The 11,463-nt window shown below is 60.2% G+C and carries 11 protein-coding genes; all 11 read left to right on the forward strand.

The window, feature by feature from the left end; all coding sequences use genetic code 11:
* Positions 1 to 10: 10 nt before the first annotated feature.
* The 11 genes from uppS (at position 11) to rnhB (ending at position 11,397) form a co-directional block, all read left to right on the forward strand.
* On the forward strand, positions 11 to 766 hold the full coding sequence (uppS, locus tag NRB16_RS03830; protein WP_045488687.1) for a polyprenyl diphosphate synthase: 756 nt from the start codon (positions 11 to 13) through the stop codon (positions 764 to 766).
* Positions 766 to 1,581 carry a phosphatidate cytidylyltransferase gene (locus tag NRB16_RS03835; RefSeq protein WP_253138914.1) on the forward strand — a complete coding sequence of 272 codons (816 nt, stop codon included), beginning with the start codon at positions 766 to 768 and terminating at the stop codon, positions 1,579 to 1,581. The genes uppS and NRB16_RS03835 overlap by 1 nt, the downstream gene beginning before the upstream one ends.
* The gene (ispC, locus tag NRB16_RS03840) at positions 1,578 to 2,768 is read left to right on the forward strand and encodes a 1-deoxy-D-xylulose-5-phosphate reductoisomerase (RefSeq protein ID WP_045488693.1); all 1,191 of its coding nucleotides are present in this window, start codon (positions 1,578 to 1,580) and stop codon (positions 2,766 to 2,768) included. The genes NRB16_RS03835 and ispC overlap by 4 nt, the downstream gene beginning before the upstream one ends.
* 99 nt (positions 2,769 to 2,867) lie before the next feature.
* Positions 2,868 to 4,220, forward strand: coding sequence for a sigma E protease regulator RseP (gene rseP, locus NRB16_RS03845; RefSeq protein ID WP_045488695.1), 1,353 nt, complete (start codon positions 2,868 to 2,870; stop codon positions 4,218 to 4,220).
* A 71-nt stretch (positions 4,221 to 4,291) separates the two neighbouring features.
* A complete protein-coding gene (gene bamA, locus NRB16_RS03850; RefSeq protein WP_253138912.1) occupies positions 4,292 to 6,676 on the forward strand; it encodes an outer membrane protein assembly factor BamA in 2,385 nt (794 codons plus the stop codon).
* A 45-nt stretch (positions 6,677 to 6,721) separates the two neighbouring features.
* Positions 6,722 to 7,225 (forward strand): OmpH family outer membrane protein, encoded by a 504-nt coding sequence (locus NRB16_RS03855; RefSeq protein WP_045488698.1) that lies wholly within the window; start codon positions 6,722 to 6,724, stop codon positions 7,223 to 7,225.
* A gap of 2 nt (positions 7,226 to 7,227) precedes the next feature.
* Complete coding sequence (lpxD, locus tag NRB16_RS03860; protein ID WP_257105500.1) at positions 7,228 to 8,283, forward strand: UDP-3-O-(3-hydroxymyristoyl)glucosamine N-acyltransferase; 1,056 nt, start codon at positions 7,228 to 7,230, stop codon at positions 8,281 to 8,283.
* Positions 8,284 to 8,391: 108 nt separating this feature from the next.
* Complete coding sequence (gene fabZ, locus NRB16_RS03865) at positions 8,392 to 8,832, forward strand: 3-hydroxyacyl-ACP dehydratase FabZ (RefSeq protein ID WP_045488704.1); 441 nt, start codon at positions 8,392 to 8,394, stop codon at positions 8,830 to 8,832.
* The gene (gene lpxA / locus NRB16_RS03870) at positions 8,829 to 9,605 is read left to right on the forward strand and encodes an acyl-ACP--UDP-N-acetylglucosamine O-acyltransferase (protein ID WP_045488706.1); all 777 of its coding nucleotides are present in this window, start codon (positions 8,829 to 8,831) and stop codon (positions 9,603 to 9,605) included. Before fabZ ends, lpxA begins: the two co-directional genes overlap by 4 nt.
* Before the next feature lie 2 nt (positions 9,606 to 9,607).
* On the forward strand, positions 9,608 to 10,744 hold the full coding sequence (lpxB, locus tag NRB16_RS03875) for a lipid-A-disaccharide synthase (RefSeq protein WP_257105501.1): 1,137 nt from the start codon (positions 9,608 to 9,610) through the stop codon (positions 10,742 to 10,744).
* An 11-nt stretch (positions 10,745 to 10,755) separates the two neighbouring features.
* Positions 10,756 to 11,397, forward strand: coding sequence for a ribonuclease HII (gene rnhB, locus NRB16_RS03880; protein WP_045488710.1), 642 nt, complete (start codon positions 10,756 to 10,758; stop codon positions 11,395 to 11,397).
* The last annotated feature ends 66 nt before the right edge of the window (positions 11,398 to 11,463 follow it).

Genomic DNA, 11,463 nt, shown 5'->3' on the forward strand with positions numbered 1-11,463 from the left:
GGGTTTTTTAATGGAAAAGACCAAGCAGGCGGCACTGTCTTCAGTGCCGCGCCATGTCGCGATCATCATGGATGGCAACAATCGCTGGGCGAAAAAACGCCTGCTGCCCGGTGTCGCCGGCCACAAGGCTGGTGTGGATGCGGTGCGCGCCGTGATCGAGGTGTGTGCCGAGGCCGGGGTCGAAGTGTTGACCCTGTTTGCGTTCTCCAGCGAGAACTGGCAGCGCCCGGCCGATGAGGTGGGTGCGCTGATGGAGTTGTTCCTCACAGCGCTGCGTCGTGAGACCCGGCGCTTGAACGAGAACGAAATCAGCTTGCGGATCATTGGTGATCGCAGCCGTTTTCATCCAGAGTTGCAGGCGGCCATGCGTGAGGCCGAGCAGGCTACCGCCGGCAGCAATCGCTTTGTGCTGCAGGTCGCTGCCAACTACGGCGGCCAGTGGGACATTGCCCAGGCTGCGCAGCGGCTGGCGCGCGAAGTGCAGGCAGGTCATCTGAAGCCTGAGGACGTCACGCCCGAGCTGTTGCAATCTTGCCTGTCTACCGGCGATCTGCCGTTGCCCGATCTGTGCATTCGCACCGGTGGCGAGCACCGGATCAGCAATTTTCTGCTTTGGCAGCTGGCCTATGCCGAGCTGTACTTCTCCGACCTTTTTTGGCCGGACTTCAAACACGACGCCATGCGCACTGCGCTGGCCGATTTTGCTTCGCGCCAGCGCCGCTTTGGTAAAACCAGCGAGCAGGTCGAAGCCGGAGCCCGTGCCTGATGCTCAAACAACGGATCATCACTGCGCTTATTCTGCTGCCGATTGCCCTGTGTGGGTTCTTTCTGCTTAAAGGTGCCAATTTCGCGCTGTTCATTGGTGCGGTTGTGGTGCTGGGCGGTTGGGAGTGGGCCAGGCTGGCAGGGTTTGCCAGTCAGTCGATGCGTATCGGTTATGCCGCGGCGATCGCTGTGCTGCTGTTTCTGCTTTATCTGTTGCCGGGCCTGGCGCCTTGGGTGCTCACCGCTGCGGTCATATGGTGGCTGGTGGCAACCTGGCTGGTGCTCACCTACCCGGTGTCCAGCGAGCATTGGGCCAGTGCACTGTGCAAGCTGGCCATCGGCCTGGCAATTCTGCTGCCGGCCTGGCAAGGTCTGGTGCTGATCAAGCAGTGGCCGCTGGGTAACTGGTTGATCCTGTCGGTTATGGTGCTGGTATGGGCGGCAGACATTGGTGCCTATTTCACTGGCAAGGCGATCGGCAAACGCAAGCTGGCGCCAAAAGTCAGTCCTGGCAAGAGCTGGGAGGGTGTTTATGGTGGCCTGGCGGTCAGTCTGATGATCACCTTCGTAGTGGGTGTCATGCGTGACTGGTCATTCGGTGAGTTTGTCGCGGGCTTGGCCGCTGCGGCGGTTATCGTGCTGATTTCCGTTGTTGGTGATCTGACCGAAAGCATGTTCAAGCGTCAGTCCGGGATCAAGGACAGCAGCAATCTGCTGCCGGGTCATGGCGGTGTGCTGGACCGTATCGATAGCCTGACAGCCGCAGTGCCGGTGTTCGCGGTGCTGTTGTGGATCGCTGATTGGGGTGTGATGTGAGCAAGGTGCAACAGGTAACGGTGCTTGGCGCGACCGGTTCGATTGGTCTGAGCACGCTGGATGTCATTGCTCGCCACCCTGGGTTGTTCAAGGTTTTCGCGCTGAGCGGTTTCACGCGACTGGATGAGCTGTTGAAGTTGTGCGTGCGCCATCAGCCACGCTATGCAGTGGTGCCGACGTTTGAAGCTGCCGGACGCCTGCAGGCCGCGCTGATCGGTGCTGGCCTCGGAACCCGAGTGCTGCTGGGTGAGGATGGGCTCTGCGAAGTGGCTGCGCACCCTGAAGTCGATGCGGTCATGGCCGCTATCGTGGGGGCCGCCGGCTTGCGCCCGACCCTGGCGGCGGTGGAGGCAGGCAAAAAAGTGCTGCTGGCCAACAAGGAGGCGCTGGTGATGTCCGGCGCCTTGTTCATGGAGGCCGTGCGCCGCAGTGGTGCGCTGCTGCTGCCGATCGACAGTGAGCACAATGCAATTTTCCAGTGCCTGCCCGGTGACTTTTCTCGCGGGTTGGGCGCAGTGGGTGTCCGGCGGATCCTGCTGACCGCTTCCGGTGGGCCGTTCCGGCAGACCCCGCTTGAGCAATTGCAGGCAGTAACGCCTGAGCAGGCTTGCGCACATCCTGTCTGGTCGATGGGGCGCAAGATCTCGGTCGACTCGGCCACCATGATGAACAAGGGCCTCGAACTTATCGAGGCCTGCTGGCTGTTCGATGCCCGGCCCGACCAGGTCGAAGTGGTCATTCATCCGCAAAGCGTGGTTCACTCGCTGGTCGATTACGTGGATGGTTCGGTGCTGGCTCAACTGGGCAATCCGGACATGCGTACCCCCATCGCCAATGCGCTGGCCTGGCCTGCGCGTATCGATTCGGGTGTCGAGCCGCTGGATCTGTTTCGTATCGGTCAGTTGAATTTCGAAGCGCCGGATGAACAGCGCTTTCCCTGTCTGCGCCTGGCGCGCCAGGCGGCGGAGGCGGGCGGTAGTGCGCCGGCGTTACTCAATGCGGTCAATGAGGTGGCCGTGGCCGCGTTTCTCGATCGGCGCATTGGCTATCTGGATATCGCGAGTATGATTGAGTCGGTCCTGAATCAGGAGCCGGTGGTCCCGGTCAATGAGCTGGAGACTGTTTTCGCCATGGATGCCCGGGCGCGGACCTTGGCTGCGCACTGGCTGGAACGCAATGGGCGATGAAATTTTCGGACGCTTGGGGTTTTGTGCGGCATCAGGGGCAAGCGACAGGCTTGCGATGATTGACTCACTGGCCGGCAAGCCGGTCCCCGGAGAAAGTTGATGAGCGCTTTGTACATGATCCTGGGGACTCTGATCGCCCTGGGTGTGTTGGTGACCTTCCACGAGTTCGGCCATTTCTGGGTGGCGCGTCGTTGCGGGGTCAAGGTTCTGCGGTTCTCGGTTGGCTTTGGTACGCCGCTGGTGCGGTGGCATGATCGTCATGGCACCGAGTTCGTCGTGGCCGCCATTCCGCTGGGCGGTTATGTGAAGATGCTCGACGAGCGCGAAGGGCATGTGCCGCCCGAGCTTGCCGGGCAGTCGTTCAATCGCAAGACGGTCTATCAGCGCATCGCCATTGTCATCGCCGGTCCTGCGGCCAACTTCATTCTCGCCATCGTGTTTTTCTGGGCGCTGGCCATGCTGGGCAGCCAGCAGGTTCGACCGGTCGTCGGTTCGGTCGAGCAAGGCAGTATCGCTCAGCAGGCCGGTTTGCAGGCCGGCCAGGAAATCGTTGCGGTTGACGGCAAGGCGACCAGCGGTTGGGCGGCGGTGAACCTGCAGCTGGTGCGTCGTCTGGGTGAAACCGGCACTGTCGATCTCAAGGTGCGTGACGAAAGTTCAGCTACCGAGACTTCTCGTCAGTTGGTGCTCAACGATTGGCTCAAGGGCGCCGAGGAGCCGGACCCGATCCGCTCGCTGGGGATCCAGCCGTGGCGCCCGGTGCTGTCACCAGTGCTGGCCGAACTCGACTCCAAAGGGCCAGCGCAGGCAGCCGGTCTGAAAACCGGTGATCGCCTGGTGGCGTTGAACGAGCAGCCGGTCAGTGAGTGGCAACAGGTGGTCGACTGGGTGCGTGAGCGACCCGGTGCGCAGATTTCCGTGCGTATCGAGCGCGATGGTGTGCAACTGGATATTCCCGTCACGCTGGCGACCCGTGGCGAGGCTGCGGCCGCGACCGGCTACCTCGGTGCCGGTGTGAAAGGCGGTGAATGGCCCGCGCACATGCTGCGTGAAGTCAGCTACGGGCCGCTGGAAGCGGTGGCCGAAGGCTTCAAACGCACCTGGAACATGAGTGTGCTGACCCTCGAATCCTTGAAGAAAATGTTGTTCGGGGAGCTATCGGTAAAAAACTTGAGTGGACCGATAACCATTGCTAAAGTGGCGGGCGCTTCAGCCCAGTCGGGCGTGGGTGACTTCCTGAATTTCCTGGCGTATCTGAGCATAAGCCTGGGGGTTCTCAATTTGCTGCCCATTCCAGTGTTGGATGGGGGGCATTTGCTGTTCTACCTGATCGAGTGGGCGCGTGGTCGCCCGTTGTCGGAAAGGGTACAGGGTTGGGGCGTTCAGATCGGTATCAGTCTGGTGGTGGGCGTTATGCTGCTCGCGCTGGTCAACGATCTGGGCCGACTCTGAAGCTTCGTTCCGTTACGAATCTGCCGCATCAGCGGCAGCTTGTTTATTGCCAGTTGGAATAAAAGGACTTCATGAAACGTCTGCTGCTAACTGCGGCTCTTGCCGCACTGATGATTGCTGAAGTTCACGCCGAGTCCTTCACCATCTCCGATATTCGTGTCAATGGCCTGCAGCGGGTATCCGCCGGCAGCGTCTTTGGTGCGCTGCCATTGAACGTCGGCGAGCACGCAGACGATGGTCGTCTGGTCGAAGCCACTCGTGCGCTGTTCAAGACCGGGTTCTTCCAGGACATCCAGTTGGGCCGCGAGGGCAACGTCCTGGTCATTACTGTAGTCGAGCGTCCGTCGGTAGCCAGTATCGAGATCGAAGGCAACAAGGCCATTTCCACTGAAGACCTCACCAAAGGCCTCAAGCAGTCAGGCCTGGCTGAAGGCGAGATCTTCCAGCGCGCCACCCTTGAGGGCGTGCGTAACGAGCTGCAGCGTCAGTATGTTGCCCAGGGCCGCTACTCGGCTGAAGTGAAGGCCGAAGTCGTGCCGCAGCCGCGTAACCGCGTGGGCCTGAAGATCAACATCGACGAAGGCACCGTTGCCGCTATCCAGCACATCAACGTGGTGGGCAATACGGTGTTCCCCGATCAGGACCTGATCGACCTGTTCGAGCTCAAGACCACCAACTGGCTGTCGTTCTTCAAGAACGATGACAAGTACGCCCGTGAGAAACTCTCCGGCGACCTGGAGCGCCTGCGCTCCTACTACCTGGACCGCGGCTATATCAACATGGATATCGCCTCGACCCAGGTCTCGATCACGCCTGACAAAAAGAGCGTTTACATCACGGTCAACGTCAACGAAGGCGAAAAGTACAGCGTCAACTCGGTCAAGCTCAGTGGCGACCTCAAGGTGCCCGAGGATCAGGTCAAGTCGCTGATGCTGGTGCAGCCTGGCCAGGTGTTCTCGCGCAAGGTCATGACCACGACTTCCGAACTGATCACCCGGCGTCTGGGTAACGAAGGCTACACCTTCGCCAACGTCAACGGCGTGCCGACGCCAAATGATCAGGATCACACCGTCGATATCACTTTCGTGGTCGATCCCGGCAAGCGTGCCTACGTCAACCGCATCAACTTCCGCGGCAACACCAAGTCGGCCGACGAAGTGCTGCGCCGTGAAATGCGCCAGATGGAAGGCGGCTGGGCTTCGACTTATTTGATCGATCAGTCCAAAACCCGCCTGGATCGTCTGGGCTTCTTCAAGGAAGTCAACGTCGAGACCCCGGCCGTGCCGGGCACCGACGACCAGGTCGATGTGAACTACACCGTTGAAGAGCAGGCCTCCGGCTCGATTACCGCCAGCGTCGGTTTCGCCCAGAGCGCCGGTCTGATCCTCGGTGGCTCGATCAGCCAGAACAACTTCCTCGGTACCGGTAACAAGGTCAGCATCGGCCTGACCCGCAGCGAATACCAGAGCCGTTATAACTTCAGCTATGTCGATCCGTACTGGACGCCCGATGGTGTGAGCCTGGGCTACAACGCCTTTTATCGCAGCACCAACTACGATGACCTCGACGTCGACGTGGCAAGCTATGCGGTAGACAGCTACGGTGCCGGTATCAGCCTGGGTTACCCGATCAGCGAAACCTCGCGTCTGACCTATGGCCTGAACGTGCAACAGGACAAGATCAAGACCGGTACCTACACCGTTGAAGAGATTTTCGACTTCATCGACCGTGAGGGCAGCAGCTTCCTGAACTTCAAGGCGTCTGTCGGCTGGTCCGAATCGACCCTCAACAAAGGCGTGTTGCCGACCCGTGGTCACTCGCAAAGCCTGGTGCTTGAGTCGACCCTGCCAGGTAGCGACCTGTCGTTCTTCAAGCTTGACTACCGCGGCCAGTACTTCTATCCGATCAGCGACACCTACACCCTGCGTCTGCACACCGAGCTGGGTTATGGCGACGGTTACGGTTCGACCAGTGGCCTGCCGTTCTACGAGAACTACTACGCCGGTGGCTTCAACTCGGTACGTGGCTTCAAGGACAGCACCCTTGGTCCGCGCAGTACACCGAGCCGCGGTGAGGCCGATGGTGGTCGCCCAGGTACCATCGCCGACCCGGATCAGGATCCGCTGCCATTTGGTGGCAACGTGCTGGTGCAGGGCGGTGTGGAGCTGATGTTCCCGCTGCCGTTCATCAAGGACCAGCGCTCCTTGCGCACTTCGCTGTTCTGGGACGTGGGTAACGTCTTCGACAGCAACTGCGATTCCAGCCGCACCCGAAACGGTGAGCGAGTCGAGTGCAATAACGTCGACTTCTCCGGCATGGCCAGTTCTGTTGGTGTCGGTGTGACCTGGATTACCGCGCTTGGCCCGCTGAGCTTCGCGCTGGCGATGCCGATCAAAAAACCGGACAACGATTCCGAAACCCAAGTGTTCCAATTTTCCCTGGGTCAGACCTTCTAAGGGTCTGGCTCCCGAAAACGATAACGAATTCTGTAGGAGTGTATCGTGCGTAAGTTGACTCAATTGGTACTGCTGGCCACCGTTCTTGTTGCAACCCCGGCGTTGGCAGACATGAAAATTGCCGTGCTGAACTATCAGATGGCTCTGCTGGAATCCGATGCGGCGAAGAAGTACGCCGTGGATGCCGAGAAGAAATTTGGCCCTCAGTTCACCAAACTGAAAAGCCTGGAAACCAGTGCCAAGGGTATCCAGGACCGTCTGGTCAGCGGCGGCGACAAGATGGCCCAGCCTGAGCGCGAGCGTCTTGAGCTGGAATTCAAGCAAAAGGCCCGTGACTACCAGTTCCAGTCCAAGGAACTGAGCGAAGCCAAAGCCGTTGCTGACCGCGAAATGCTCAAGCAACTGAAGCCTAAGCTGGATCAGGCTGTTGAAGAGGTTATCAAGAAGGGCGGTTTTGACCTGGTGTTCGAGCGTGGCGCCGTGATCGACGTCAAGCCTCAATACGACGTGACCCGCCAGGTCATCGAGCGTATGAACCAGCTGAAGTAACCATGAGCGCCTCCATCAAACTCGGCCGTCTGGCCGAGTTCCTGGACGCCACCTTGCGTGGCGACGGGGACAAGGACATCGCCGGACTCGCCACTCTGCAAGAGGCGGGCCCTGAGCAGGTCAGCTTTCTGGCCAACCCGCAATATCGCAAGTTTCTCAATGAGACCCAGGCCGGTGCCGTGCTGCTCAAACCAGCTGATGCCGAAGGCTATGCCGGCGATGCGTTGCTGGTGCCGGATCCGTATCTGGCTTATGCGCGCATTTCGCACCTGTTCGACCCCAAGCCAAAAGCTGCTGCCGGGATTCACCCGACGGCGGTTGTCGCTGATGATGCGCAGGTCGATCCGAGTGCAAGTATCGGCGCTTTTGCGGTGATCGAGAGCGGCGTGCAGATCGGCGCGAATGTTACGGTCGGTGCCCAATGCTTCATCGGTGCACGCAGTGTGATTGGCGAGAGCGGCTGGCTGGCGCCACGTGTCACGCTGTATCACGATGTGCGCATTGGTCAGCGAGTGGTCATTCAGTCCGGTGCCGTGCTGGGCGGCGAAGGCTTCGGTTTTGCCAATCAGAAGGGCGTCTGGCAGAAAATTGCCCAGATCGGCGGGGTGGTCATTGGTGACGATGTGGAAATCGGCGTCAACACGGCCATTGATCGCGGTGCGCTGGCCGATACCCGCATCGGTAACGGTGTGAAACTGGATAACCAGATTCAGATTGCCCACAACGTGCAGGTCGGTGACCACACCGCGATGGCGGCTTGTGTCGGTATCTCTGGCAGCACCAGGATCGGCAAGCATTGCATGCTCGCCGGTGGTGTGGGTCTGGTCGGACATATCGAGATTTGCGACGGCGTGTTCATCACCGGCATGACCATGGTGACTCACTCGATCACCGAGCCTGGCTCCTATTCGTCAGGTACGGCCATGCAGCCGGCAGCGGAGTGGCGCAAGAGTGCGGCACGACTGCGCAAGCTCGATGATATGGCTCGTCGACTGCAGAAACTGGAAAAGATCGTCGAAACGGTGACCTGCGACGCCGCTGGATCATCTGAAGGCTGATATCTTTTTCCCATCAGGCGAGTGCGGCCGCTGGACCGCCTCCCTGAGTTGTAGAAGAGCGCCGCAGTTGTGTGCGCTCTCACTCTTTACTACAGGCTTCCCCTCGAAATGATGGACATCAACGAAATACGCGAATATCTGCCTCATCGTTACCCTTTCCTGTTGGTGGATCGCGTGGCGGAGCTGGATCTTGAGGGCAAGACCATTCGCGCCTACAAGAACGTCAGTGTCAACGAGCCGTTCTTCAATGGTCACTTTCCCCAGCATCCGATCATGCCGGGCGTATTGATCATCGAGGCCATGGCTCAGGCTGCGGGTATCCTGGGTTTCAAAATGCTTGACGCCAAACCTGCTGATGGCACTCTCTATTACTTCGTGGGTTCGGACAAACTGCGTTTTCGCCAGCCAGTGGTGCCGGGCGACCAGTTGACGCTTGAGGCCAAATTCGTCAGCCGCAAGCGCCAGATCTGGAAGTTCGAGTGCCAGGCCTCGGTCGACGGCAAGTCGGTTTGCTCCGCCGAAATCATCTGTGCGGAACGCGAACTATGAGTTTGATTGACTCTCGCGCAATCATCGATCCGACGGCCGTACTGGCCGACAACGTTGAAGTCGGCCCTTGGTCGATCATCGGGGCCGGTGTGGAAATTGGCGAGGGTACTGTGATCGGCCCCCACGTGATTGTGCGTGGGCCGACGCGCATCGGTCGTCACAACCGTATCTACCAGTTCTCTTCCGTTGGTGAGGACACCCCTGACCTCAAGTACAAGGGCGAAGACACGCGCCTGGTGATCGGTGATCACAACGTGATTCGTGAGGGTGTGACCATTCATCGCGGCACCATTCAGGACCGCGCAGAGACCACGCTGGGTGATCACAACCTGATCATGGCCTATGCGCATATCGGTCATGACAGCGTGATCGGCAACCACTGCATTCTGGTCAACAACACTGCCCTGGCCGGTCATGTGCATGTTGATGACTGGGCGATCCTGTCCGGTTATACGTTGGTGCATCAGTACTGTCACATTGGCGCACACAGTTTTTCCGGGATGGGTACTGCGATTGGCAAGGACGTGCCGGCGTTCGTCACCGTGTTCGGCAACCCCGCCGAGGCACGTAGCATGAACTTTGAAGGCATGCGTCGGCGTGGGTTTTCCGAAGAGGCCATTCTGGCCCTGCGCAAGGCCTACAAGACGGTCTACCGCCAGAGCCTGACGGTCGAACAGGCGATTGCCGAGCTGGCTGAGCCGGCTGCGGCGTTTCCTGAAGTCGCGATCTTTCTCCAGTCGATTCAATCGTCCACCCGCGGCATCACCCGCTGATCATGGCCAGTCCATTGCGTATCGCTCTGGTCGCGGGCGAGGCGTCCGGCGATATTCTGGGTTCCGGCCTGATGCGGGCCATCAAGGAGCGTCATCCGGATGCGACCTTCATCGGCGTTGGCGGGCCGCTCATGGAGGCCGAGGGCATGACCTCGTACTTTCCCATGGAGCGCTTGTCGGTCATGGGGCTGGTTGAGGTGCTGGGTCGCTTGCGCGAGCTGCTTGGGCGGCGCAAAGAGCTGATCCAGACGCTGATCGCCGAGCAACCGGATGTGTTCATTGGCATCGATGCGCCGGACTTTACCCTCACCATCGAACTGAAGCTGCGTCAGGCCGGGATCAAGACCGTGCACTACGTCAGCCCGTCGGTCTGGGCCTGGCGTCAGAAGCGCGTGCTGAAGATTCGTGAAGGCTGCGACCTGATGTTGACCCTGCTGCCCTTCGAGGCACGTTTCTACGAAGAAAAGGGCGTGCCGGTGCGCTTTGTCGGTCATCCGTTGGCCGATACCATCCCGCTTGAGGCTGACCGGGCTGCGGCGCGCGCCGAACTGGGCTTGGGTGACGGGCCGGTGGTGGCGTTGATGCCGGGCAGTCGGGGCGGCGAAGTCGGGCGCCTGGGCGCCTTGTTCTTCGATACCGCTGCGCGGCTGCTCGCTGAACGTCCTGATCTGCGTTTTGTCCTGCCTTGTGCCAGCCCGCAGCGTCGGGCGCAGGTCGAACAGTTGCTGCAAGGTCGTGATCTGCCGGTGACGCTGCTTAATGGCCGTTCTCATGTCGCTCTGGCCGCCTGTGACGCGGTGCTGATCGCGTCGGGCACTGCCACGCTCGAAGCGCTGCTGTACAAACGGCCGATGGTCGTGGCCTACCGCCTGGCTCCGCTGACTTTCTGGATTCTCAAGCGGCTGGTCAAGAGTCCTTACGTGTCGTTGCCCAACCTGTTGGCCGGTCGCCTGCTGGTTCCTGAGCTGTTACAGGATGCGGCAACTCCCGAGACGCTGGCTGGCCAGTTGCTGCCCCTGATCGACGCAGGGCTGGTGCAGACCGAAGGCTTTGACCAGATTCACCGCACCTTGCGCCGCGACGCCTCCAACCAGGCGGCACAAGCGGTGCTGGAACTGATAGGTCGTAACCCCGAGTGAGTGTGAACGCTATGCAGATGGGCCTTGATTTCACCCTGGTCGAAGAGCTGGTTGCCGGTGTCGATGAGGTGGGGCGTGGCCCGCTGTGTGGCCCGGTGGTCACCGCAGCGGTCATTCTGGATCCGGCGCGGCCGATCATTGGCCTTAACGACTCCAAGAAACTCACCCAGGCGCGCCGCGAACAGCTGTTCGACGAAATCTGCGAAAAGGCCCTCGCCTGGCATATCGCCCGCGCTGAGGTCGAGGAAATCGACCAGTTGAATATTCTCCATGCCACGATGCTGGCCATGCAACGCGCGGTCGAAGGGCTGAGCGTGACCCCGAAGCTGGCCTTGATCGATGGCAATCGCTGCCCGAAGCTGGCGGTGCCATCGGCGCCGGTGGTGCAGGGTGATGCCAAGGTGCCGGCCATTGCCGCGGCATCGATTCTCGCCAAGGTCAGTCGCGACCGGGAAATGGCCGCGCTGGAACTGATCTATCCCGGCTACGGGATGGGCGGGCACAAGGGCTACCCCACGCCTGTTCATCTGGAGGCGCTGGCGCGTCTGGGCCCTACGCCTATCCATCGGCGCTCGTTCGCACCGGTACGTGCTGCCTGGGAAGCGCGCGATGCCATAGCCCTGCAAGTGCCGGACGGTTTGCTTCAGCACTGACGTTTGCGTCTGGGCTGGGTACAATCCCGAGCTTCGTTTTACCTGTCTTCGCGCTATAGGATCTCC

It is taken from the genome of Pseudomonas sp. LJDD11 (assembly GCF_024584215.1).
In the GTDB taxonomy this organism is placed as follows: domain Bacteria; phylum Pseudomonadota; class Gammaproteobacteria; order Pseudomonadales; family Pseudomonadaceae; genus Aquipseudomonas.